Raw genomic sequence first — 24,128 nt, 5'->3', positions numbered from 1 at the left:
TATATGACTTGCGTCAAGTAATTACGCAGTTTGTAACAAGCGGTGTCGAGCCTCTTGGTACTCACGCTTCAAACGCGCGACCAAATCAGCTGCAGGTTGAATTTTGTCAATCGCACCAATGCCTTGGCCACAGCCCCAGATGTCCTTCCAGGCCTTGGTACGGCCAGAACCAAAGTTCATCGCGCTAGGGTCAGAGTCTGGCAAGTTATCTGGATCCAGACCCGCAGCACGAATGGACGGTGCCAGATAATTGCCATGCACACCCGTAAACAGGTTGGAATACACCACATCGTCCGAGTTGCAATCCACAATCGCTTGCTTGTAGGCTTCTTCAGCCCGCGCCTCTTGTGTGGCAATGAAGGCAGAACCAATGTAAGCAAAGTCGGCTCCCATGGCCTGGGCTGCCAAAACCGCACCGCCAGATGCAATGGAGCCTGACAGGGCTACAGGGCCGTCAAACCACTGGCGAATTTCCTGAATCAGTGCAAACGGGCTTTTCACACCCGCGTGACCGCCTGCCCCAGCCGCCACAGCAATCAAACCGTCGGCGCCCTTTTCAATCGCTTTATGGGCAAATTTGTTGTTGATGATGTCATGCATCACCACACCGCCCCAGCTGTGTACGGCCTGGTTCAAATCTTCACGCGCTCCCAAGCTTGTAATGATCAGTGGCACTTTGTACTTCGCGCACACCTGAAGATCGTGCTCCAGGCGGTCATTGCTTTTGTGCACGATCTGGTTGATGGCAAAAGGTGCAGCAGGCGCATCAGGGTGCGCTTTGTTGTGTGCAGCCAGCTCCTCGGTAATTTCAGCCAGCCAGTCATCGAGCAACTCTGCAGGTCTTGCATTCAATGCAGGCATGGAACCGACAATGCCCGCCTTGCACTGGGCAATGACCAGCTTGGGGGTGCTGATGATGAACAAGGGCGAACCAATGACTGGCAGCGCCAAATTTTGTAGCACCGCAGGAATTTTCGACATGCAGCTGTCTCCGTGGTTGTTATTTACAAGAAAAATTGACCGCTAGCGCTTATTTCAAAAGCACTAGCAGCTCACTTTTTTCATCTTAAATGCAGACCTTGCATGATCTGCCTTGCACCGATGCTCGGGCTGTCACCCTTGCGTCAGAATGCATCCAGAGGCAATGCACAGGCGCTCTCTCCACCTGCCAAAACGCTGTCGCGCAGGCCTGGTACTTGGGTGAGAATGTGTTCCGCATAAAACTGCGCCGTGACCACTTTGGCCTGCATAAAGGCCACATCTACCCCCAGAGCCGCTTGATCTTGAGCCACCAGCAAAGCGCGCCCCATCTGCCAGCCAGCCAGCAAATTTCCGGTCAGCATCAAATACGGCACACTGCCCGCGTATACGGCGTTGGGTGATGCCTTGGCCTTGCCCGCCACAAATTCCACGACATCCAAAAAAGCCTGGCGCGCGGCCTTCAAACGCTGCGCCATGGATTGAGCGGCCTCGGTACCACTGGCCAACAATTGCGCCTCGGTTTTGGCGATCTGGGCCGCGATATCTTGGGCATTTTTACCGCCATCACGCGCTGTCTTGCGCCCCACCAAGTCATTGGCTTGAATAGCCGTTGTCCCTTCGTAGATGGTCAAAATCTTGGCATCACGGTAATACTGGGCAGCACCGGTTTCTTCAATAAATCCCATGCCTCCGTGCACCTGCACACCCAGACTGGTTACGACCAAGCTCATCTCCGTGCTGTAGCCCTTGACCAGCGGCACCATGAATTCATAGAACGCTGCGTTGGCCTTGCGCACTTCAGCATCGGGGTGGTGGTGGGCTGCATCGTAGGCCGCCGCAGCCGTACTGGCCATGGCGCGGCAAGCTTCAGTGGTAGCACGCATCGTCATCAGCATGCGGCGCACATCGGGGTGGTGAATGATGGCTGCGCTGCCCGCCACACTGCCGTCCACAGGGCGACTTTGCACACGATCACGCGCGTACTGCACTGCACGCTGGTAGGCGCGGTCAGACACGCCAATACCTTGCATGCCCACGCCGTAGCGCGCAGCGTTCATCATGATGAACATGTACTCCAGGCCACGGTTTTCTTCACCAACCAGATAGCCAATTGCACCACCGTTGTCACCGTATTGCAGCACGGCTGTAGGTGATGCCTTGATGCCCATCTTGTGCTCAATCGAGACACAGTGCACATCATTGCGAGCCCCCAGACTGCCATCGGTATTCACCAAGAACTTGGGCACCACAAACAGGCTAATACCCTTGACCCCCTCCGGAGCGCCCGACACCCTGGCCAGCGCCAGATGCACGATGTTGTCCGCCATATCGTGCTCACCGTAGGTGATGAAAATTTTGGTGCCAAATACCTTGTACGAGCCATCGGGCTGGGGATCAGCCTTGGTGCGCACCAAAGCCAGATCCGAGCCGGCTTGCGGCTCAGTCAAGTTCATGGAACCCGTCCACTCCCCGGTCACCAGCTTTTCAAGGTAAGTAGCTTTCAACGCATCGCTGCCTGCTGTCAGCAGCGCCTCAATCGCGCCATCCGTCAGCAGCGGGCACAGCGCAAAACTGATGTTGGAAGCATTGAGCATTTCCACGCACGCAGCACCAATGGTCTTGGGCAAGGCCTGACCACCAAAGTCCGCTGGGTGCTGCAAACCTTGCCAGCCACCTGCCATGAATTGCTGGTAAGCCTCTTTGAAACCCGGCGTGGTTGTCACTTTTCCGTTCTGAAAGCTGGAAGGGTTGATGTCTCCCTGAATATTCAGTGGCTCCACCACACCTTCACACAGCTTGGCGCTTTCTTGCAGCACGGCTTGTGCGGTTTCTAAACCTGCATCTTCAAAACCGGGGATTTGCGTCACTTGGCTCAGGCCTGCCAGGTGCTCCATGCAAAACAGCATGTCTTTGATGGGTGCGGTGTAGCTCATGTCTCGTCTTTCTTGTATTCAAAAATGGCTGTGGTCTTATTTGGCCTACGCAGGCGGCTATCTCTGATTTATTGCGTCACACGTCCTTGGGCATTCACAATGCTCAAATCCACAAATTTGGAGCCCGATTGAGAGTCAGGACGAAAGCTGACCCAGTAACCGCCCAAGTCCACGGCATTCAGATTGCGCAGACTGTCAGCCAGTTTTTCACTGGTCAGTGGCTGAGTGCGGCGCATGGCTTCCACCAGCACCTTGGCATTCACATAGCCTTCCATCATGGGATAGCTCACCGGTATTGCGTCACTGTCAGGCTGCTTGCTCACCACGTCGCGAAACTCTTTGTTCAAACGGTTGTTAGAACGGTACGGGTTGGGCACCACCTGCGCAATCGAGACGCCGCGCATCACATCCACATGCAACCGGGTTGCCAACTGCTCAATGTCTGCACCGGAAGTGGCATAAATTTGAGCAGCCCCGCCTTCGGCACGGTAAATCTCCACAAAAGCTGCAGTCACTGGACTGGACGCCACGACGATGATGGCCTGCACGCCGGGTTGCGCTTTTTGCAAACTATCAATCACCGCTTCTTGCGCTGCTTTGCCGGCCTTCAGCATGCGGCTGTGAATCAGCTTGGCTCCTGAAGCCGCAGCAATCTCAGTGACCTGTGCCTCCAGCGCCTTGCCTTCCTGGTCATCACGCTCGTCATATACGATCGCCAAGCGAGTCAAACCCAGCGTGGCCAGATGCTTGGTAATTTTCTCAATCTCTTGCGGCAATACCGCACGGGTGCTAAACAGCTGCTGAGCCTTCAGAACACGGGCATTCGTGCTATGAAAGCCAACCAGACTGATTTGCGCCTGATCCAGCACCTTGCTATCGAGCAAGGCCAGTAAATTGCGATTACCAAAATAACCAGCCAACGCGATGGGCTTGGACTCCTGGAGCAAGCGCTGAGTTTGCTTGACCGTGTCCTGCGGGCTGGAGCGGTCGTCGAGACTTACCAGACGCACGCGCTCGCCGTGCACGCCACCTGTGCGATTGACCTGATTGAAATACAGGCGCATGCCTTGTGCATAGGCCTTGCTCTGCACGGCCCCAGCACCTGTCAGTGGTGCGACTTGCCCAATGACCCAGTCAGCATGCACCCATGTGCCTGTGGTGGCACAAGCTACGGCCAGCACCCATTGGCCAAGCCTGCCCCTGCTTGTCTCCTGCATGTCGTATCTCCCTTGTCGTCAGGTCATTGTTGTTGAATCCGCGCTCAACGCATGCCTGCCCCTGATGCAAAAAAGGAGGGGCCTGCCCCTCCTTTTTTTCCGCAAATTACAGCGCTTTCACCAGCTCTGGAATGGCCACAAACAAGTCAGCCTCCAGGCCATAGTCGGCCACCGAGAAGATCGGGGCTTCCGCATCCTTGTTGATCGCCACGATCACCTTGGAGTCTTTCATGCCCGCCAAGTGCTGGATCGCACCCGAGATGCCCGCTGCAATGTACAGCTGCGGGGCAACGATCTTGCCGGTCTGGCCCACTTGCAGGTCATTGGGGGCGTAGCCTGCATCCACCGCTGCACGGCTGGCACCAATGGCTGCACCCAGCTTGTCGGCCAGCGGGGTCATGACTTCGTTGAATTTCTCGGCGCTGCCCAGTGCGCGGCCACCGGAGACGATGATCTTGGCAGCCGTCAGCTCGGGGCGGTCGTTCTTGGTAACTTCACGGCCCACAAAGGCGCTCTTGCCTGAGTCGGCAACCGCTGCAGTGGTTTCCACCGCCGCTGCGCCGCCCGTGGCAGCCGCTGCGTCAAACCCGGTGCCGCGTACGGTGATGACTTTGGTGGCATCCGACGATTGCACGGTGGCAACAGCGTTGCCCGCGTAGATGGGGCGCTCGAAGGTGTCCGCCGAGATGACCGCTGTGATGTCGCTGATCTGGCCAACATCGAGCTTGGCCGCTACACGCGGGGCAACGTTCTTGCCGCTGGCGGTGGCTGGGAACAGGATGTGGCTGTAGTTACCAGCAATAGCCAGCACCTGGGCCGTGAGGTTTTCTGCCAGACCGTCTTTGAGGCTGGCGCCGTCAGCGTGGATGACTTTGGCGACACCAGCGATCTGGGCAGCGGCTGCAGCTGCTGCAGCTGCGTTTTCACCAGCGACCAGTACGTGCACATCACCACCGCAGGCTACAGCGGCCGTGACGGTGTTCAGGGTAGCGCCTTTGATGGTGGCGTTGTCGTGTTCTGCGATTACGAGAGAAGTCATTTCAACTCCAAAAATTCTTTGAGGTTCTTGCGAAGTCTGCGGATAGGGCAAACGGCCTTCAAATTCGCACGCCCCAAAATCAGGGACAGCGAGCTAGGGCCGCCCCGACGCGAGGCTGTCTTCCCCCTCCAAGGGGGAAGACGCGAAGCGGCTCAGGGGGTCAAATAACTTTCGCTTCGTTTTTGAGCTTGTCCACCAGGGTCGCCACATCCGGCACCTTGACGCCAGCGCCGCGCTTGGCAGGCTCGGCCACCTTCAAGGTCTTGATGCGGGGCGCAACGTCCACACCCAGCTCTTCGGGCTTGACGATGTCCAGCTGCTTTTTCTTGGCCTTCATGATGTTGGGCAAGGTGACGTAGCGGGGCTCGTTCAGGCGCAGATCGGTGGTGATGATGGCGGGGGTAGACAGGCTCAGTGTCTCCAGACCTCCGTCCACTTCGCGGGTGACGCTGACCTTGTCGCCTGCAACTTCCACCTTGGAGGCAAAGGTGGCCTGGGGCAGATCAGCCAGCGCAGCCAGCATCTGGCCCGTCTGGTTGTTGTCGCCGTCAATGGCTTGCTTGCCCAAAATCACCAGGCCAGGCTGCTCTTTGTCCACCAGGGCCTTGAGCAGTTTGGCAACAGCCAGGGGCTGCAGCTCAGCATCGGTCTCCACCAAAATGGCACGATCGGCACCAATGGCCATGGCCGTGCGCAGGGTTTCCTGGCACTGCGCAACCCCACAGGAGACGGCAATGATTTCCGTGACTACGCCCTTTTCCTTGAGGCGCACGGCTTCTTCCACCGCGATTTCGTCAAACGGGTTCATGCTCATCTTGACGTTGGCGATATCTACGCCTGTGCCGTCAGACTTCACACGGACTTTGACGTTGTAGTCCACCACGCGCTTGACTGGGACCAATACCTTCATGCTGCTGCTCCTTGGGAATCAGTGTGATTACAGATTGTTTGAATTGACGTGAACGTAAACTGAAAACATTCTATGCGGCGATGCAGCAAAGCTGTCCTAGGGACACCGCGCAGACATTCACGCAGAAAAGAACGATCGTTCCATTTTATGCATGCATCACGCAACGCAGAGCATTAATTTCAATCGTCTATGGGTTTTCCCTAGGTGATTCAGCCACATGCAGCCCCTTGTCCGCGTGGCCAGTCGCGCTCTCATCAAGTGCCACAAATTGCACCACCTGCCGCGACATAGGCAGATGAACCCCTGCCTCTCGCAAGCCTTGCAGCACCGTGAGGTTCACGTCGGAGCGAAGATTCCCCTGCCCGTTCTGGGGATCACTGATGTAGTAGCTCAGCGTAAATTGCAGTCCATGCTCAACAAAATCGACCAGTTGAACTGAAGGCGCAGGCTTTGCCAGAACACGTGGCTGCCGCTTGGCAGCATCCAGCAAAATGCTGGTCACCTGAGATACATCACTGTCTATACCAACGACCACGGTGGTTGACAGCGAGAACTGACGATCAGATTGCGTGAGGTTTTCCACCCTTTGCGTGATCAGTGTTTCATTAGGAACAATTGACTCGCGCCCATTGGATGCACGAATCACCGTAAAGCGGGTCCGGATGTCGGTAATACGTCCTTCAAAACCATCCACTCGCACGTTGTCACCAATACGCAATGCGCGCTCAATCAAGACCAGAAAACCACTGATGTAATTGGATGCGATTTTTTGCAGGCCAAAGCCCAGGCCGACACCTAAAGCGCCGCCCATCACAGACAAAGTAGTCAGGTCAACCCCTACCCAAGACAAAGACACCAGCAAGCCCACCGTGATCAGCACCACCCGCGTGATGTTGACGCCCACTTTGCGCATGGACAGATCACTGACCCACCGGTTGATCAGGTGCTGCTCAAACAAGCTGGCAATCCACAGCACCACCACCATCATCAAACCAGCAGACAAAGTACCTTCGACCAAATTGAGCAAGCTGACTTGTGACTTGCCCAGTGTCAGGCTGACGGAGTCGAGCTCTTCGCGCACCACGGGCAACAAACCCAAGCTGTGCAAGACTGCCACTCCCCATACCACCCAGGAGAACACGCGCTCCATCAAGCGCATAGTGGTCGATTGCGGAAAGCTGGCACTCAATACGCGGGCAACAAACCGGATGATGGTCAGCGAAAACAGCAGCGATACCGCCAAGCGCAGCCAGAACACCGGCATGTACTGAACGGCTATCAGTTCAGCGACGTAGGTAAAAAATAGCGCCAGCATCGGCAGCATCGCACCATCCAGAGGTTTGCTGCCAAACCAGATGGGCGATACCCGCTCTCGCTCCTTGAGGTTGCGGCCCCACCAACGCACCACGGTGTATGCCAAGAGCAAGCACACCAGCAAGATGAGCAACTCAACCCACGCACTGGAGCTGCGAAAGTCATGAATGAGTTTGTCAAAAATGTCCATAACGACTCACATTAACGCGGGTCCAGGCAATGCGCCTCTCCATAGCATGCAGATGGCAAACTACTGACGCCCCGCAGTCAGCCACGCCACTGGGGCTGCCGTTTCTGAGCGAAAGCCTGGGCGCCTTCCTGTGCATCAGCGTCCATCATGTTGCAGGCCATCGACTCTCCGGCCAGCAGGTAAGCAGCCTCCAGACCCATTTCACGCTGTCGATACAGCAACGCTTTGCCCATGCGCACAGCCGTTGCAGGTTTTTGCACAATCGAGCTCACCAGCTGTTCAATACTGGCATCCAAGGTTTGCGGTGTCACCACGCGGTTCACCAGCCCCTGTGCCTGTGCCGTATGCGCATCAATGAAGTCTCCGGTCAGCAGCATTTCCATCGCCTGTTTAAATGGCACATTGCGCACCAAAGGTACGCTGGGTGTTGCGCAAAACAAACCATAGTTGATGCCACTGGTGGCAAAGCTGGCTTCGGTACTGGCAACCGCCAAATCGCACTGCGCCACCAACTGGCAGCCTGCTGCCGTGGCCATGCCGTGTACCCGTGCAATCACTGGCACAGGCAAACGCGCAATGCTCAGCATCATGCGTGAGCACTGCGTAAAAAGCTCCTGGTAGTAGCTCAAGTCCGGGTGTGCGGCCATGTCCTTGAGGTTGTGCCCCGCACAAAAAGCTTTTCCATTGGCAGCCAGCACCACAGCCCGCACGCTGTCGTCCATTGCAATCTTGTCCAGCGCCTCTTGCAGCTCCTGCAGCATGTCACTGCCTAGTGCATTGAAACGGGCAGCATCATTGAGCACCAATGTCACAACGCCGCGGGCGTCCTGTGTTTGCAGCAACAACTCGGTCATGAATGGGTACCCCTTGTTTGTCTAAACATCTGCCAGCACGCGCAAATGGGCTTCAACGCTGCGCGACAGCGGCCCCATCATGTAACCACCTTCCAGGCACGAAACGATGCGCCCTTTGCTAAAGCGGCGGGCCACATCCTTGATCCGCTCTGTCAGCCAGATATAGTCGTTTTCAGTCAGATTAAGTTGCCCCATATCGTCGTCACGATGGGCGTCAAACCCGGCACTGACAAAGATCATTTCGGGCTTGAAGGCTTCCAGACGAGGTATCCACACCATCTCCACCAACTCGCGGATATCCATGCCCTTGGTATAGGCCGCCACCGGAATGTTGAGCATGTTGGATGCGGGCTCTTTGTCGCCACTGAACGGATAGAACGGGTGCTGAAAAAAACTCACCATTAGCACACGGTTGTCGCCCGCCAGGATGTCTTCCGTGCCGTTGCCGTGGTGCACATCAAAGTCAACGATCGCTACGCGCTTGAGGTTGCGCCGCTGCAGTGCGTGCAAGGCGGCAATCGCCACATTGTTAAAAAAGCAAAAGCCCATGGCCTTGTCTCGGGTGGCATGGTGCCCAGGCGGACGGATGGCACAAAACGCATTTTCGAGTTCACCATCAATGACGGCATCGGTCGCTGCAACGGCGGCACCTGCGGCATGCAATGCCGCATTGAAAGTATGCGCATTGATGGAGGTATCCGTATCCAGCTGCATGTACTGTGGCCCACCGGCAGCCTGCTCTTCGAGCAAACGGTCTGTCAGACCACGCAGCGCCGCCACATGCATGCGATCATGGGCTAGCTCAACATCACTCAAGGCGGCTTGAGGTGCGTCAATGCGCTCCAAGCCATCTAAAACCCCTGTCATCAGCAAGCGGTCTTCAATAGCATCTAAGCGTTGCGGGCACTCTGGGTGCCCGGGTCCCATGTCATGTTGACGGCATGAACGGTGAGAGAAATAGCCTGTCTTGCCCACTTTGCTTGTCCCCTGTCATCTTTGTTTTAGGATAACTTTTGCCAATGACTTTGCACAAAATCCAGTCTCTTTTGGATCAGCTTAACACGGTGGTCGTTGGCAAAAAGCAGCAAGTACAAGACTGCGTTGCTTGCCTTTTGGCAGGCGGGCACTTGCTGATTGAAGACGTTCCCGGTGTCGGTAAAACCACATTGGCGCACGCGCTGGCGCACAGCTTTGGCCTGCAATTTGCACGCGTGCAGTTCACCTCTGACTTGATGCCCAGTGATTTGACAGGTGTTTCGGTGTATGACCGGGCCAGCGAAGGCTTTGTGTTTCACCCGGGTCCCGTTTTCACGCAAGTCTTGCTGGCTGATGAAATCAACCGTGCCAGCCCTAAAACCCAGAGCGCGCTACTGGAATCCATGGAGGAAAAGCAAGTCTCTGTGGAAGGGAAAACTCACCCGCTTCCCACGCCTTTTTTTGTGATTGCCACACAAAACCCACAAGAGCAGCTCGGCACTTACCCGCTGCCTGAAAGCCAGCTCGACCGGTTCTTGATGCGCATCAGCCTAGGCTACCCTGACCGTGCTGCGGAGCTGCAACTTCTGGCCCACCACGGCCACCGCTCACAGGCAGATCATTTAGCCGCGCAACTGAGTGCGCAAGAGCTGGCGCACTTACAGCTGGCCGTACTGCAGGTACATGCAGCGGACCCACTGCTGCACTACGTTCAGGACCTGCTGGAAGCCACACGCAATGGCCAATGGTTTGTGCAAGGGCTCTCTCCTCGTGCCGGGATTGCCTTGCTGCGCGCAGCCAAGGCGAATGCGTTGATGCATGCACGCAACTACGTTTCTCCCGATGACGTGCAGGCCATGTTTGTCCCCACCATGGCCCACCGCCTGCATGCCGTCGCACGCTCAGGGCGCGGCACCATTGAGCAAGCGCGAGCCATGCTGCAAGCCGTGGCTGTTGCCTGATGCCTGACAGCCAACTGCCTACGCGCAGCCCATGGCGGCAATTTCTGCACAACTGGATCACACGCCGCCAGCAGCCCAGCCTGAGCCAGACGTTGGGGCACCGCAATATCTACGTGCTCCCATCCAAAGCGGGGTGCATGCTCGGCGTGACCCTGCTGGTGCTGCTGATTGCCTCCATCAACTTTCAGCTCAATCTGGGCTATGCACTCACTTTTTTGATAACAGGCAGTGCACTGGCCAGTGTGTGGCTGGGCCACCGCAATGTGTACGGGCTACAGCTGCACCTGGGAGCGCTGCACCCCGTGTTCCAAGGTGACCGTGCCACCGTTCCCATTGGCATTCAAACCGCAGCAGGACAACGCGATCGCCACGGCCTGTCAGTGGCCCTGAACCGCTCACACGGAAAATTAGCCTGGGTCCACACTGATGTCACAGCCGGGCAGCTGTGCACTGTGGAGCTGGGCAGCGTGCCCCATCAGCGCGGCTGGCACCGTGTACCTCGTGTGGTGCTAGAGAGCCGTTTTCCTCTGGGCGTCTTTCGAATCTGGAGCTACTGGCAGCCAGAAGGGCGCGTCTTGGTTTACCCCGCGCCTGAAATGCCCGCCCCACCCATCCAGTACGGTGACAACGAAGAGCCAGCCACTGCAGCGCCGCACAGCTCTGGCTCCACAGAACACGATGGCGTGCGCGCTTACCAGCGAGGCGATGCCCTGCGCAGCGTGGTCTGGAAGAAAACCGCCACTGCACTGGCCACAGGCAGCGGCGATCTGGTGGTGCGCAACAACTACAGCCCGCACACCCACAGCGTGTGGCTGGATGCGCGCGCCACAAGGCTGGCAGACCCAGAAGCGCAAATTGCGCGACTGACCGCGTGGGTGCTGCAGGCCCACGCTCAGCAATGGCGCTGGGGTTTGAAACTGCCCAGCGGGCTGCGCATTGAGCCAGCCACTGGTGTGCAGCACCTGCACGATTGCCTGGCAGCGCTTGCCATCGATGGCAAGCCTTCATCACTGCATGATTAATTTTCCAGACCAAATAGCACTCTAGCGCTTCAGACATATACGTTAAAAGCTATCAAGCATGAAAATTGATTCGCCCCCAACCTTGCCGCGCGAAACACGAGACACCTTGCTGGTGCTCGGGGTGGTGGCACTGGTGCTGCTGCCACAGGTGGCCTACCTGCCCGTCTGGAGCAGTGCTCTTGCGCTGTGCCTGCTGATGTGGCGGCTGTGGATAGCGCGTTGCGGTCAAAGTCTGCCCGGCAAGTGGCTGATGGCAGCACTGCTGACCCTGGCAGTGGGAGGCACGGTGCTGCAGTTTCGCTCCATTGCGGGGCCTGAAGCAGGGGTCGTATTGCTAGTGCTGCTGCTGGTATTGAAAACCCTGGAAATGCGTGCACGGCGTGATGCCATGGTGATTTTTTTTCTCGGGTTTTTCACCCTGCTCACGTTGTTCCTGCATTCGCAATCACTGCCCATCGCCATAGCCATGCTGCTGTCTGTCTGGGGTTTACTGGCAGCACTTGTCAACGCCCACATGCCTGCAGGCTACCCCCGCCTGCGGCAATTGCTGCGTACCTCGGGTGTGCTGATGCTGCTGGGGACCCCAGTCATGCTGGTGCTGTTTGTCAGTTTTCCGCGTATAGCTCCACTGTGGGGGCTTCCTTCTCAGACTGCGCAAGGGCAAACCGGGCTGTCCAACGACATGACAGTAGGTCAAGTGGCACAACTGGCACAAAACCATAGCGTAGCTCTGCGCGTACGCTTTGACACCGCCGACGGCCAGACACCGCCACAGCGTTTGCTGTATTTCCGTGGCCCTGTACTCAGCGACTTTGATGGCCGCAACTGGAGAGCTCCCTCTGATGGCGGCCTGCCCTCCGGCACTGGCATGCCCGCTACCGGCCTTGGTGAGGCCGTGAACTATGAAGTCACGCTGGAGCCACACCAGCAACGCTGGCTGCTCACGCTGGAGGCGACGCTGCAGGCACCAAACATTGCACAACGCCGCACGCACGCCACAGCCAACCTGCAATGGCTCACCACCCGCCCCATCACGGAGGTACTGCGTTACCAGGCCCAAGCCTACGTGCATTACGCATACGGGCAGCAGCTGTCCACTTACCAGCGCAACCTGCATTTGCAGTTGCCCACAGACCTCAACCCCCGTACGTCGGCTTGGGCACAAGAGCTGCGCCAGTTGCACGGCAATGACGACACGGCCATCATCCAGGCGGCCTTGTCGCGCCTGAGCAATGGAGGCTATGTGTACACCCTGCAGCCGGGTGAGGTGAGCAGCGCGCACACTGCCGACCACTTCTGGTTTGAAAGTCAGCGCGGCTTTTGTGAGCACATTGCCTCAGCATTCACCGTGCTGATGCGCGCCGCAGGCATTCCTGCCCGCATCGTGACAGGTTACCAAGGCGGAGAGCGCAATACCGTGGATGGCTTGTGGACGGTGCGCCAAAGCGATGCCCATGCCTGGACCGAGGTGTGGCTGCCCAGTGAAGGCTGGATGCGCGTTGACCCCACCTCCGCCGTATCCCCCGCACGTACCGAACAGCTGCAGCGCCTGCCCGCCCCCGCCACGCTGCTCAACAACGCCATGGGCAATATGGTGGGCCACAATGTGCTGCAGCATTTGCGTGCCAACTGGGAAGCCGTCAACCACCGGTGGAACAACTGGGTACTGAACTATTCCAGCGACAACCAGAGCAGTGTGCTGGGCTATCTGCAGTGGACGCACTGGAACGCAGCCAAAGCAGCACTGTGGTTTGCTGCCACCGCTGCCTTGGTCGCCATGGCTTTTGCCTTGCAGCGCTGGCGCTCACGGCGCATTCAAGACCCATGGCTGCGCATGGCCGCACATGCCCGGCGCAAGCTGCAACAGGCAGGCATTACCCATGCAGAAAGTCTGGGGCTGCAAGCGCTGGCCCGCACAGCCCAAGCACAATGGGGGGATGAATCTGCGCATCTGCAGCAGTGGCTGCTGCAGATGGAACAATGGCGCTATGCACCGCATGGCCCAAACACCCCCAGCCTGGCCGCTTTGCGCAGCAGTTACCGCGCCTTGACCTGGCCACGATCTCGCACACCATGAAACGCTTGCTCTCTCCTTTGCTCTTCCTCGTTCTGGCTACTGGGTGCGCCACCCACCTGCCTGCTGATGCCCAGCACAGCGGCACCAAAACGCCCCCTTCCCCCAAGGCCGCCAGCACCACATCGAACACGCCTTACGGCCAGCGCACTGACGCCCAGCAATGGGCCAAAGAGATGGCAGCGCGCCAAGGTCTGGATGCCACATGGGTACAGGCACAGCTGGCCCAAGCAAAATTTTTGCCGCAGGTGCCACGCTTGATGACACCAGCCCCCAAAACCAATACCACGGCACGCGACTGGGCAGACTACCGCCGCCGCTTTATTGACCCCATACGCATCAAGGCAGGGGTGCGCTTTTGGAATGACAACGCCGAGACATTGGCCCGCGCCGAAGCACAGTTCGGCGTTCCTGCCGCCATGGTCGTGGGCATCATTGGCGTGGAAACCATCTACGGCAAAAATATGGGCAACTTGCGCGTGCTCGACAGTCTGGCCACTTTGGCTTTCGATTTCCCTGAAGCCCACCCGCGTGCCGCAGAACGTCAGCGCTACTTTCAAGGTGAGCTGGAGCAATTTTTGGTGATGATGCGCAACGCCGGCACCCCCACCACAGAACCGCGCGGCAGCTATGCAGGAGCAATGGGACTGGGTCAGTTCATGCCCAGCAGCTGGGCGCAGTGGGCGGTTGATTTTGATGGCGATGGCCGCATTGACCTGTTCAACAGCACTGCCGATGCAATTGGCTCCGTGGCCAATTACTTCAAAGCCCATGGCTGGGTACCGGGACAACCCGTGTGGTATCCCGCGCTGTTCAACACCGACAGCCTGAACCTTCCCACGCTGCTGGCACCAGACATTCTTCCCAGCTTTACCCCGGCGCAAATGGCAGGCCTGGGCGTCATTCCACAGGACGGCATGGAACACCAGGGACTGCTGGCCTTGATTGAACTGCGCAATGGCAACGCGGCCCCCAGCTACGTTGTTGGCACGCAAAACTTCTACACCATCACGCGCTACAACTGGTCCAGCTACTACGCCATGGCTGTGTACGATCTGGGTCAAGAAGTGCTGGCAGCGCGTACTGGCAGCACCCCAGCCATTGCGATGCCAGTCACGATCCCCGCACCGGCGACACCGGCCCTTAGCGTGCCTGCGCCCGCCAACGCACAGTAAAGACTGCTACAGCACGTTTACCCGCCTGCGCACAGCGGGCAAACGTGCACTTTGCGTGCAATCCCTCAATGGGATGCTCCTACTAGGCAGCAAGCCTGCTACAGCGCACGCTGGGGGCTTCATTACTTGCGAGGAGATTGGCATGCGTCGTTGGACATTTACGCCGGTGGCTCTGGCACTTTGCACACTGGGGCTGGCCAGCGGCGGCGCCCACGCCCAGTTCAAAGAGCCCGACAAGGTCAAGATCGGCTTCATCACCGACATGTCCAGCCTGTATGCCGATGTGGAAGGCAAATACGGCGCTACCGCCATTCAAATGGCCATTGATGACTTTGGGGGCAAGGTGCTGGGCAAGCCCATTGAGCTGATGAGCGCCGACCACCAAAACAAGGCCGATATTGCCGCAGGCAAGGCCCGCGAATGGATTGACCAGCAAGACATCAGCCTGGTGTTTGGCGGCACCAACTCGGCCACCGCGCTGGCCATGGCCAAAGTGGCCACTGAGAAAAAACGCGTGTTTGTTGACAACGGCGCGGGCACCTCGGTTTTGACCAATGAGCAGTGCAGTCCCTACGTGGTGCACTACGCCTTTGACACCGTGGCACTGGCCAAAGGCACAGGCAAAGCCGTGGTCGATAACGGCGGCAAGAGCTGGTTCTTTCTGACGGCCGATTACGCCTTCGGCCATGCGCTGGAGGCCGATACCACCAAGATCGTCGAGGCCAACGGCGGCAAGGTCATGGGCTCAGTGAAAACGCCGCTCAATGCTTCAGATTTTTCCAGCTTCATGCTGCAGGCACAAAACTCCAAAGCGCAGATTCTGGGTCTGGCCAATGCGGGAGGCGACACCGTCAACTCCATCAAGGCAGCCAAAGAATTCGGGGTCACCAAGGACATGAAACTGGCTGGCTTGCTGATCTTCTTTAGCGACATCCACAGCCTGGGCGTGCGCAACACCGAAGGCCTGCAGTTCACCACCAGCTGGTACTGGGATCTGAACGCCGAAACACGCAAGTTTGCCGACAAGTTCATGGCCAAAACCAAGCGTCGCCCCAGCGAAATTCAGGCCGCTGACTACTCAGCCGCCTGGAACTATCTGAAGGCCGTCGAGAAAGCAGGCACCCTGGAAGCCGACAAGGTAATGGCCGCCTGGAAGGGCATGGAGATCAACGACTTCTTTGGCAAGGGCCGCATCCGCCCCGATGGCCGCTACGCCCACGACATGTATCTGATGGAAGTGAAGTCGCCCGCTGAATCCAAAGGCACCTGGGATTACTACAAGCTCATCAAGACCCTGCCGGCCGACCAGGTCTGGACCACCAAGGAAGAGAGCAAGTGCCAGTACTGGAAGTAATGCCACTGCCGCGGCTGCACTGATAAGCACCGTCCCGATAAAAAGCGCAGATTGAATCTGCGCTTTTTATTTTTAACATTTATTTAATAGCTACCAACGCTTTGTTTACAAGCACTTCAGATATAAAACACCTTGAAATCCTTGATGTGTAAGCGCCAACAGCTATCTTTTAAAAGTAAAGCCTCACCGAATCGCAAGTACATGGCATCACTGCGTTCCGGCCGGTGCACTAAAGAGCCGCCAGGCAGCAACCCGCACAGTCACAAGCGCCCCAACGGGGGGAAAACAGCACCAGCAGACCGGGAAAAATGCCCCATCCAAGCTGGTGCGCGGCGCTTTACATCGCCACAGCTTGTACCGAACCCACTTGCTTGCGCAGCTCAAACTTCTGGATTTTTCCGGTGCTGGTCTTGGGCAACTCACCAAACACGACCGTACGCGGCACTTTGAAGCCAGCCAGATGCAGCTTGCAGTGCGCAATGATGTCTTGCTCCGAGACCTGCGCCCCGGCTTTGATTTCAAGGAATGCGCACGGTGTTTCACCCCATTTTTCATCGGGCTTGGCCACCACCGCAGCCGCCAGCACTGCCGGGTGGCGGTACAGCACATCTTCCACTTCAATGGAGGAGATGTTCTCCCCCCCCGAGATGATGATGTCCTTGCTGCGATCCTTGATCTGGATGTAGCCATCGGGGTACTGCACAGCCAGGTCACCGCTGTGAAACCAGCCACCGCGGAATGCATCGTCAGTGGCCTGCGGATTCTTGAGGTAACCCTTCATGGCGATATTGCCGCGAAACATGATCTCTCCCATGGTTTCACCATCCCATGGCACGGGCAGCAGCGTCTCCGGGTCCATCACGCGCACTTCGCGCTGCAGGTGATAACGCACCCCCTGGCGTGCATTCAGGCGTGCTCGCTCGCCAATATCCAGCGCATTCCATGCTTCATGCTGGGCACACACGGTGGCCGGGCCGTAGGTTTCAGTCAGGCCATATACATGGGTCAAGTCAAAACCCAAAGCCTCCATGCCTTCAATCATGGAAGCCGGCGGTGCAGCACCAGCCACCATTGCCTTGACGCCCGCAGGCAGGCCTTGCTTGAGCTCTTCAGATGCATTGACCAGCAGCGACTGCACGATGGGTGCTCCGCAGTAGTGGGTAACGCCGTGCATGCGAATGGCATCAAAGATGGCCTTGGCATCCACGCGGCGCAAGCACACATTGACGCCTGCGCGCGCAGCCACCGTCCACGGAAAGCACCAGCCGTTGCAATGGAACATGGGCAGCGTCCACAAATACACGCTGTGCTTGGGCATATCCCACTCCAGCACATTGCTGATGGCATTGGTGGCAGCCCCCCGGTGGTGGTAGACCACACCTTTGGGGTTGCCCGTGGTGCCGCTGGTGTAGTTCAGGGCAATCGCATCCCATTCGTCTTCTGGCAGCTCCCAGGCAAAGCTGGCATCGCCCTGCGCCACAAAATCTTCATAGCTCACCGTCCCCACTTGCGCAGCAGCCTCTCCGTAGACCTCATCGTCAACTTGAATCACCAGCAGGGGCTCGCTACGCGTGCGCAGCTTCAGTGCCTTGGCAATCACGGGGGCAAACTCCGGGTCAACGATGAGCGCCTTGGCTTCACCATGGTCCAGCATGAACGCCAGAGCCTCAGGATCTAAACGCGTATTGAGTGTGTTGAGTACGGCCCCCGACATGGGAACACCAAAGTGCGCCTCCACCATGGGCGGTGTATTGGGCAAGATCACCGCTACCGTATCGTTTTTGCCAATGCCCGCTCGCTGCAAACTACTGGCCAGCTGGCGGCAACGGGCATAAGTCATGCCCCAGTCCTGTCGCAAAGAGCCATGCACGATCGCCAGTTTTTCCGGATATACCGAGGCTGTGCGTTCTAAAAAACTCAGCGGACTCAATGCCGCGAAATTGGCAGCATTGCGATCCAGATGTTGATCAAATTTACTGTGCATCTCCCTGCGCTCCATCTTGTTGTGGGGTGTGTTTTTCAAGTTTCAAAACACCCCACACTGTCATGTAATGCGGCCTCTTCGCAACATCAGCAAAAACCCGCTTGTGCAGACTACGCAACGCCTGATCTTTTGATGCCGCGCAATATCACTAATTTCAGTATCGGGTGAAATCAAATCGTTATCTGGACTGGGTCTAAAGCGTGTAACTCAAGGTGACGCACTCTGTAGACACCGAAAAGCCTCACGACTAGACGGAGCAGATAACCATGGCGCGCGGGTTACAGGCTCGTCATGCATTCGAAAACGACAAGTACTCTGGAGCCACACATGAAAATCAAACTGCGTCCCCTCGTTGCAGCCGCCATGATCGTCGCTGGTTTTGCTGCTGCCCCTAGCTGGGCCATGCAACCGAACAACGAACCCATCACTCCTTTGGTTGCAGCAACTGTTACCAACCCCGCCATGGTCGAGCTGGGTATGAAGCTGTGGTTTGATCCACGCCTGTCCAAGTCGGGCTTCATTTCCTGCAATTCCTGCCACAACCTGTCCATGGGTGGCAGCGACAACCTGAAGACCTCCATTGGCCACAACTGGCAAGAAGGCCCCATCAACTCGCCCACAGTGCTCAACTCCAGCCTGAACGTGGCGCAGTTCTGGGATGGCCGTGCCGGCAGCTTGAAAGAGCAAGCAGGTGGCCCCATCGCCAACCCTGGCGAAATGGCGTTCACCCACGAACTGGCTGTAGATCTGCTGAACTCCATCCCTGGCTATCAGGCTGATTTCAAGAAAGTATTCAAGAAAGACAAGATCGACATCGACCAGGTGACCGATGCGATTGCCGCTTTTGAAGAAACACTGGTGACGCCCAATTCGCGCTTTGACAAGTGGCTCAAAGGTGACCAAAAGGCCCTGACCAAGTCTGAACTGGAAGGCTACGCCCTGTTCCGTGACAGCGGCTGCGTGGCTTGCCACAACGGTGCGGCTGTGGGTGGTAACTCCTTCCAGCGCATGGGTGTTGTCGAGCCCTACAAGACCAACAACCCCGCAGAAGGCCGTGTTGCAGTGACTGGCACCGACGCTGACCGCTTCAACTTCAAGGTTCCTACTCTGCGCAACGTAGAGCTGACCTACCCCTACTTCCACGACGGCGCTGCAGACACACTGGGCCAGGCCGTGGATACCATGGGCCGCGTACAGCTGGGCAAGAGCTTCACCAAAGAAGAAAATGCCAAGATTGTCGCTTTCCTGAAGACACTGACTGGCGATCAACCCAAGATCATGATGCCGATATTGCCACCTTCCAGCGACAAGACTCCCCGCCCTGAGCCTTTCGCCAAGAAGTAATCACCAAGACCCGTATGGGTCTTGCATCCAGCCTCGCCAAGGGCTTCGATCCGTAAAAGCTGCAATGGCGGCTTTTACGGATATTGCTTTGCAGATCAGACCTGAAGACACATGACGGTTTCTCACCACCCTGCCCCCCTCCCGACAACTGACAGCGACTTGGAAACGCGCTTGCGCGATGCCGGCATTCAACCAACGCGCCAGCGCATGGCAATTGCTCAAGTTCTCCTGCACAGCCCCGTGCACATGGCGGCCGATGACATTTTGCTGTCTGCACGCCACTTTTTGCCCAGTCTTTCTCGCGCCACGGTCTACAACACGCTGCCTTTGTTCGTAGAAAAAGGGTTGCTGCGAGCGCTGCGTCTGGATCCGGAGCGCACCGTCTATGACTCTCGCACAGATACGCACTCCCACATCTATCACGAAGACACGGGCATGCTGGAAGACCTTCCGGCTGAAATACTTCAATGGCCTAGTCTTCCCGTCATTTCCGAAAATCTGGAACTGGTCGGACTGGATTTGATTGTGCGTGTTCGCCAGCGCCCAACGCAATGCACAGCCCAGAAACAGCAGCCAAATAACCAGAGAGGCTGATTGCCAGGCTTGGTTATTTCAAACAAGCAACGTGAACAACACTATTTTCAAACATTACAAAACTATATAAAAACAATAAAAATCAAATACTTACAATCAATCAACCTTCAGGCACACCGCCTTTTACCACCAAAAAAAAAGATGTTTTATATAAGACATCTTTTATAAAAATTAACCCTTTCACACGCAGCGGGCCGATTCATTCCTACAATCCACCCAACGCACTAGCGAACCCAATAAATGAGGAATGCTCTGAGACTCATCAGAGCGGAGGAGACCAGGCCTGCATCTTTGATGCAGGCCTTTTTTATTGCAGCCTCAACCTGTATTGCGCAGCCCGGCGGCAATACCGTTGATAGAGATGTGAATTCCGTTCTTCAAACGCTCATCCGTTTGCCCCGTGCGCCAACGGCGTACCAGCTCCACCTGCAAATGATGCAGCGGATCAATGTAGGGAAAGCGGTGGCGGATCGAACGTGCCAGCGCGGGGTTGCTGGCCAGTCGATCACTCTCTTCGGTAATCTGCGCCAGGGCCTCGGTGGTACGCAGCCATTCAGCCTCAATGCTGGAGAAAATGCGCTTGCGCAAACGTGCATCTGTCACCAACTCGCTGTAGCGTGAAGCCAGCGCCAGATCACTCTTGGCCAGCACCATGTCCATGTTGGAGAGCAAGGTTTTAAAAAAAGGCCACTGGCGATACATTTTTTGCAGCAGTGCAAGCTGACGCCGAGGATCTGCGCCCTGCGCCTGCAAGAACGCCTGCACCGCAGACCCAAAGCCATACCAGCCCGGCAGCGTCAGACGGCATTGCCCCCAGCTAAAGCCCCAAGGGATTGCACGCAAATCCTCAATGGCCTGCGTTGCCTTGCGCGATGCAGGGCGTGAGCCAATGTTCAGCTCCGCAATTTCACGGATCGGTGTCGCGCTGAAGAAGTAATCGGCAAAGCCTGCGGTCTCGTAGACCAGCTTGCGGTAGGCCCCCATGCTGGACTGGGACAGCAGCTCAGCTGTTTGCAAGAAAGCCTTGGTGGCAGATTTGGTGGGCTGCAGCAGCGTTGCTTCCAGCGTCGCGGCGACCAGGGTTTCCAGGTTTCTTCGTCCAATGTCCGGGTTGGAGTATTTGGAGGCAATGACTTCGCCTTGTTCTGTGAGACGAATTTGCCCGCGCACAGTCCCTGGTGGCTGCGCCAAAATAGCCTGATAGCTGGGTCCTCCGCCACGCCCTACGGTACCGCCGCGCCCATGAAACATGCGAAGGCGCAAACCAAACTGCTTTTGCAGTTCATCAAACAGCTCAACCAGTGCCAGCTCTGCCTGATACAGCTCCCAGTTACTCGTAAAGATGCCCCCGTCTTTATTGCTGTCGCTGTACCCCAGCATGATGTCCTGCACAGCACCCGAACGCTGCAGCAGCCCTGCTACGCCAGGCACTGCAAAGTAGGCGCGCATGATGGCAGATGCCGCCCGCAAATCACCAATCGTCTCAAACAAAGGCACCACAATCAGATCCAGCGAGGCATCTGCTTGTTCTAAAGTGCCTTGCATCAAGCCCACTTCTTTTTGCAGCAGCAGCACTTCCAGCAGGTCGCTGACGGACTCTGTGTGGCTGATGATGTAGTGAATGATGGCTTCGCGCCCATAGCGCTGGCGCATGGTCTTTGCCATTTCAAAAATGGCAAGCTCGCTGCAGGCCAAGTCTGAATAACTTGCACCCATGACACGCAGTGGGCGCGCCTCTTGCAGCAAGCGCTGCAACAAGGCGCATTTTGCCGCTTCATCCAATTGGGCGTAGTGGTTTTCTACCTGCGCCACGGCCAGCAGTTCAGCCATGACCGCTTCATGCTTGTCAGAGCTTTGCCGCAAATCTACCGTCGACAAACAAAAACCAAAAACTTGCACCGCACGCATCAAAGGATGCAGCCGCTGTACAGCCAGACTCTCACCATGGTGTGCTTGCAAAGAGTCATGAATGATTTGCAAATCCTCCAGGAACTCCTGCGCATTCAGATAAGGGTTGTGCGGCGCCACAGCATGACGGGCAGCCTGGCCACCCGTCAAATGCGTTAACGATGCGGCCAAACGCGCATAAATACCTGTTAATGCCCGGCGATATGGCTCATCTTGCCGATGGGGATTGTTATCCGGCGAAGCACTCGCCAGTGCCTGCATCGCGGCAGAGACCTCAACCAGCCGCGCTGAAACCGACAGCTCCCCCCCGAGGTAGTGCACCTCCGTCAGATAGTGACGCAGCACTACATCACTTTGACGGCGCAATGCCAGCTCCAGGGTGGGAGCCGTCACGTTGGGATTGCCATCACGGTCCCCTCCGATCCACTGCCCCATGCGCAAGAAGCTATGAACCGTCTGACCTTCCAGCGCATCCTCAAGTGCCGCATAAATTTTTGGAATTTCGCGCAGGAACGTAGCCTCGTAATAGCTCAGGGCATTTTCAATTTCGTCGGCCACCGTCAATTTGGAGTAGCGCAGCAGACGCGTCATCCACAGCTGCGCCACACGAGCCCTCAGCATGGCCTCATTGGTCGCGAGCTCGCGAGGGGTCAACGCATCTTTGGCGCTGTTAAACAGTTGCGCGCGCGCCAAGATGTCATCGCGATCGACCAGCAAGCGGGCAATGTCATGCTCTGCTTGCAAAATACTTTGCCGCTGCACTTCCGTCGGGTGCGCCGTCAATACGGGGGAGACATAAGCCTGCGCCAAGGTATGCGCAATTTCATCGGGTGTAATGCCGGCCCAGCGCAGTCGGGACAGCGCCACCTCAATGCTGCCCTCCTGCGTATTACCTGCTCGCTCATGGACTGCACGGCGGCGGATGTGGTGCCTGTCTTCCGCCAGATTTGCCAAGTGAGAAAAGTAGGTGAACGCACGGATCACACTCACCGTTTGATCCGTGCTCAGGCCTTTGAGCAGCTTCTTGAGCGTCTTGTCCGCCTCATGGTCCTGATCTCGACGAAATGCCACTGACAGCTGTCGTACCTGCTCGATCAGCTCATAGACCGCGACACCTTCTTGCTCGCGAATAATGTCCCCCAAAATACGGCCCAGCAGACGAATATCGTCAATCAGCGGCTGATCTTTGTCGTTTTTACGCGCTGCTTTGCTTGGTAAAGCACGGGCACGTTGATCTCGGTCTTTCTTTATCGCAGCAGTCATTTCTGTGAATACTCCAGCCGGTTTCTATGGCAACACAGCATGCTAGCATCGCCCGTTGATTGAAAGGCCACGAGCCAGCGTATTGAAAGTCATGACCGTAGCAACATCCCCCCTCTCCATCGTCATCGCCACCCGTGAAAGCCGACTCGCCATGTGGCAAGCCGAGCATGTCAAGGCCTTGTTGCAAGCACGTGGGCACACCGTTGAGCTGCTTGGAATGACGACCAAAGGCGACCAAATCCTGGATCGCACGCTCTCGAAAGTCGGTGGCAAGGGCTTGTTCGTCAAAGAGCTGGAAGTTGCGCTGGAAGAAGGCCGTGCCCATATCGCCGTGCATTCACTCAAAGACGTACCCATGGATATGCCGCAAGGTTTTGCCCTGGCTTGCGTCATGGAGCGTGAAGACCCGCACGATGCGTTCGTGTCACCCAAATACAACAGTCTGGATGCTTTGCCCCAGGGGGCAGTGGTTGGCACCTCCAGCTTGCGTCGCCAAGTGCTGCTGCAAGCCTTGCGCCCAGACCTGAAGATAGAGCCTTTGCGTGGCAACCTGGATACACGCCTGCGCAAGCTGGACGAAGGCCAGTACGACGCCATTGTTCTGGCTGCCGCTGGCCTCAAACGCCTGGGCATGCAAGACCGCATTCGCGCCATTTTCAGCCCCGCCACCATGCTGCCTGCTGCAGGCCAGGGCGCTTTGGGTATCGAAATTCGAGCCGACCGCCAGGACCTGGCACAGGCCCTGGCCCCACTGGTGCACATGCCAACCTGGCTGCGCGTTGCTGCTGAACGCGCGGTAAGCCGCAGCATGGGTGGCAGTTGCTCCGTGCCCTTGGCTGCACACGCAGTGCTGGATGGTGATCTGATGCGCATCGATGCGGCTTGGGGCGACCCGCAAGGCGTTCAATCCCTGATCTGCGCGCAGCAGACAGCCACGGTCACTACGCTGGCACAAGCCGAAGCCTTAGGCGCGCAAGTGGCCGCACATTTGCAAGCTGCAGGCGCAAAGATCTGCACCCAGTCCTGAATCTGCA

Annotated in this window: 18 protein-coding genes; 8 read left to right on the top strand and 10 right to left on the bottom strand. The window is 57.2% G+C overall.

Annotated features, from left to right (window positions below; translation table 11 throughout):
- Positions 1 to 21: 21 nt before the first annotated feature.
- The 8 genes from IB213_RS04690 to IB213_RS04655 form a co-directional block, all read right to left on the bottom strand.
- A complete protein-coding gene (locus IB213_RS04690; protein ID WP_191724663.1) occupies positions 22 to 981 on the bottom strand; it encodes a nitronate monooxygenase family protein in 960 nt (319 codons plus the stop codon).
- Positions 982 to 1,124: 143 nt separating this feature from the next.
- Entirely contained in the window at positions 1,125 to 2,915 is a 1,791-nt protein-coding gene (locus tag IB213_RS04685) for an acyl-CoA dehydrogenase (RefSeq protein WP_192405549.1), read from the bottom strand.
- Positions 2,916 to 2,983: 68 nt separating this feature from the next.
- Complete coding sequence (locus IB213_RS04680) at positions 2,984 to 4,132, bottom strand: ABC transporter substrate-binding protein (RefSeq protein ID WP_192405548.1); 1,149 nt, start codon at positions 4,130 to 4,132, stop codon at positions 2,984 to 2,986.
- Positions 4,133 to 4,238: 106 nt separating this feature from the next.
- Positions 4,239 to 5,171 (bottom strand): electron transfer flavoprotein subunit alpha/FixB family protein, encoded by a 933-nt coding sequence (locus IB213_RS04675; protein ID WP_192405547.1) that lies wholly within the window; start codon positions 5,169 to 5,171, stop codon positions 4,239 to 4,241.
- 160 nt (positions 5,172 to 5,331) lie between these two features.
- The gene (locus IB213_RS04670) at positions 5,332 to 6,081 is read right to left on the bottom strand and encodes an electron transfer flavoprotein subunit beta/FixA family protein (RefSeq protein WP_192405281.1); all 750 of its coding nucleotides are present in this window, start codon (positions 6,079 to 6,081) and stop codon (positions 5,332 to 5,334) included.
- Positions 6,082 to 6,268: 187 nt separating this feature from the next.
- On the bottom strand, positions 6,269 to 7,585 hold the full coding sequence (locus IB213_RS04665; protein WP_192405546.1) for a mechanosensitive ion channel family protein: 1,317 nt from the start codon (positions 7,583 to 7,585) through the stop codon (positions 6,269 to 6,271).
- Between the two features lie 77 nt (positions 7,586 to 7,662).
- Positions 7,663 to 8,439, bottom strand: a complete 777-nt coding sequence (locus IB213_RS04660) for an enoyl-CoA hydratase (protein ID WP_192405545.1) — start codon at positions 8,437 to 8,439, stop codon at positions 7,663 to 7,665.
- 21 nt (positions 8,440 to 8,460) lie between these two features.
- The gene (locus IB213_RS04655; protein WP_192405544.1) at positions 8,461 to 9,366 is read right to left on the bottom strand and encodes a histone deacetylase family protein; all 906 of its coding nucleotides are present in this window, start codon (positions 9,364 to 9,366) and stop codon (positions 8,461 to 8,463) included.
- A gap of 92 nt (positions 9,367 to 9,458) precedes the next feature.
- Here IB213_RS04655 and IB213_RS04650 point away from each other — a divergent pair, with 92 nt between their 5' ends.
- The 5 genes from IB213_RS04650 to IB213_RS04630 all read left to right on the top strand — a co-directional run bounded on the left by IB213_RS04650 (position 9,459) and on the right by IB213_RS04630 (position 16,001).
- Positions 9,459 to 10,376 carry a MoxR family ATPase gene (locus tag IB213_RS04650; RefSeq protein WP_191723655.1) on the top strand — a complete coding sequence of 306 codons (918 nt, stop codon included), beginning with the start codon at positions 9,459 to 9,461 and terminating at the stop codon, positions 10,374 to 10,376.
- Positions 10,376 to 11,398: a DUF58 domain-containing protein gene (locus IB213_RS04645; RefSeq protein ID WP_192405543.1), complete on the top strand. Its 1,023-nt coding sequence runs from the start codon at positions 10,376 to 10,378 to the stop codon at positions 11,396 to 11,398. Before IB213_RS04650 ends, IB213_RS04645 begins: the two co-directional genes overlap by 1 nt.
- A 58-nt stretch (positions 11,399 to 11,456) precedes the next feature.
- Complete coding sequence (locus tag IB213_RS04640; protein WP_192405542.1) at positions 11,457 to 13,475, top strand: DUF3488 and transglutaminase-like domain-containing protein; 2,019 nt, start codon at positions 11,457 to 11,459, stop codon at positions 13,473 to 13,475.
- Positions 13,472 to 14,647 carry a lytic murein transglycosylase B gene (gene mltB, locus IB213_RS04635; protein WP_192405541.1) on the top strand — a complete coding sequence of 392 codons (1,176 nt, stop codon included), beginning with the start codon at positions 13,472 to 13,474 and terminating at the stop codon, positions 14,645 to 14,647. The genes IB213_RS04640 and mltB overlap by 4 nt, the downstream gene beginning before the upstream one ends.
- A 142-nt stretch (positions 14,648 to 14,789) precedes the next feature.
- On the top strand, positions 14,790 to 16,001 hold the full coding sequence (locus tag IB213_RS04630; RefSeq protein WP_191723651.1) for an ABC transporter substrate-binding protein: 1,212 nt from the start codon (positions 14,790 to 14,792) through the stop codon (positions 15,999 to 16,001).
- A gap of 337 nt (positions 16,002 to 16,338) precedes the next feature.
- Here the strand turns inward: IB213_RS04630 and IB213_RS04625 are convergent, their stop codons facing one another.
- Positions 16,339 to 17,985: an acyl-CoA synthetase gene (locus IB213_RS04625; RefSeq protein ID WP_191723650.1), complete on the bottom strand. Its 1,647-nt coding sequence runs from the start codon at positions 17,983 to 17,985 to the stop codon at positions 16,339 to 16,341.
- Between the two features lie 327 nt (positions 17,986 to 18,312).
- Between IB213_RS04625 and IB213_RS04620 the strand changes: the two genes are divergently transcribed.
- Together IB213_RS04620 and IB213_RS04615 are read left to right on the top strand one after the other, a co-directional pair.
- Positions 18,313 to 19,329: a cytochrome-c peroxidase gene (locus IB213_RS04620; protein WP_191723649.1), complete on the top strand. Its 1,017-nt coding sequence runs from the start codon at positions 18,313 to 18,315 to the stop codon at positions 19,327 to 19,329.
- Positions 19,330 to 19,440: 111 nt separating this feature from the next.
- Positions 19,441 to 19,923: a Fur family transcriptional regulator gene (locus IB213_RS04615; RefSeq protein ID WP_192405540.1), complete on the top strand. Its 483-nt coding sequence runs from the start codon at positions 19,441 to 19,443 to the stop codon at positions 19,921 to 19,923.
- 318 nt (positions 19,924 to 20,241) lie between these two features.
- Here IB213_RS04615 and ppc read toward each other — a convergent pair whose 3' ends face one another.
- Positions 20,242 to 23,094, bottom strand: a complete 2,853-nt coding sequence (ppc, locus tag IB213_RS04610; protein WP_192405539.1) for a phosphoenolpyruvate carboxylase — start codon at positions 23,092 to 23,094, stop codon at positions 20,242 to 20,244.
- A gap of 91 nt (positions 23,095 to 23,185) precedes the next feature.
- Between ppc and hemC the strand changes: the two genes are divergently transcribed.
- On the top strand, positions 23,186 to 24,121 hold the full coding sequence (gene hemC, locus IB213_RS04605; RefSeq protein WP_192405538.1) for a hydroxymethylbilane synthase: 936 nt from the start codon (positions 23,186 to 23,188) through the stop codon (positions 24,119 to 24,121).
- Positions 24,122 to 24,128 lie beyond the last annotated feature (7 nt).

Source organism: Comamonas sp. CMM02, from assembly GCF_014851485.1.
In the GTDB taxonomy this organism is placed as follows: Bacteria; Pseudomonadota; Gammaproteobacteria; order Burkholderiales; family Burkholderiaceae_C; genus Comamonas; species Comamonas avium.
This window is presented reverse-complemented; position numbering and strand designations above follow the sequence as displayed.

Coding starts and splice junctions, on each gene's coding strand:
- IB213_RS04690 (WP_191724663.1), bottom strand. CDS start 981: ATGTCGAAAATTCCTGCGGTGCTACAAAATTTGGCGCTGCCAGTCATT.
- IB213_RS04685 (WP_192405549.1), bottom strand. CDS start 2,915: ATGAGCTACACCGCACCCATCAAAGACATGCTGTTTTGCATGGAGCAC.
- IB213_RS04680 (WP_192405548.1), bottom strand. CDS start 4,132: ATGCAGGAGACAAGCAGGGGCAGGCTTGGCCAATGGGTGCTGGCCGTA.
- IB213_RS04675 (WP_192405547.1), bottom strand. CDS start 5,171: ATGACTTCTCTCGTAATCGCAGAACACGACAACGCCACCATCAAAGGC.
- IB213_RS04670 (WP_192405281.1), bottom strand. CDS start 6,081: ATGAAGGTATTGGTCCCAGTCAAGCGCGTGGTGGACTACAACGTCAAA.
- IB213_RS04665 (WP_192405546.1), bottom strand. CDS start 7,585: ATGGACATTTTTGACAAACTCATTCATGACTTTCGCAGCTCCAGTGCG.
- IB213_RS04660 (WP_192405545.1), bottom strand. CDS start 8,439: ATGACCGAGTTGTTGCTGCAAACACAGGACGCCCGCGGCGTTGTGACA.
- IB213_RS04655 (WP_192405544.1), bottom strand. CDS start 9,366: ATGGGACCCGGGCACCCAGAGTGCCCGCAACGCTTAGATGCTATTGAA.
- IB213_RS04650 (WP_191723655.1), top strand. CDS start 9,459: ATGACTTTGCACAAAATCCAGTCTCTTTTGGATCAGCTTAACACGGTG.
- IB213_RS04645 (WP_192405543.1), top strand. CDS start 10,376: ATGCCTGACAGCCAACTGCCTACGCGCAGCCCATGGCGGCAATTTCTG.
- IB213_RS04640 (WP_192405542.1), top strand. CDS start 11,457: ATGAAAATTGATTCGCCCCCAACCTTGCCGCGCGAAACACGAGACACC.
- mltB (WP_192405541.1), top strand. CDS start 13,472: ATGAAACGCTTGCTCTCTCCTTTGCTCTTCCTCGTTCTGGCTACTGGG.
- IB213_RS04630 (WP_191723651.1), top strand. CDS start 14,790: ATGCGTCGTTGGACATTTACGCCGGTGGCTCTGGCACTTTGCACACTG.
- IB213_RS04625 (WP_191723650.1), bottom strand. CDS start 17,985: ATGCACAGTAAATTTGATCAACATCTGGATCGCAATGCTGCCAATTTC.
- IB213_RS04620 (WP_191723649.1), top strand. CDS start 18,313: ATGAAAATCAAACTGCGTCCCCTCGTTGCAGCCGCCATGATCGTCGCT.
- IB213_RS04615 (WP_192405540.1), top strand. CDS start 19,441: ATGACGGTTTCTCACCACCCTGCCCCCCTCCCGACAACTGACAGCGAC.
- ppc (WP_192405539.1), bottom strand. CDS start 23,094: ATGACTGCTGCGATAAAGAAAGACCGAGATCAACGTGCCCGTGCTTTA.
- hemC (WP_192405538.1), top strand. CDS start 23,186: ATGACCGTAGCAACATCCCCCCTCTCCATCGTCATCGCCACCCGTGAA.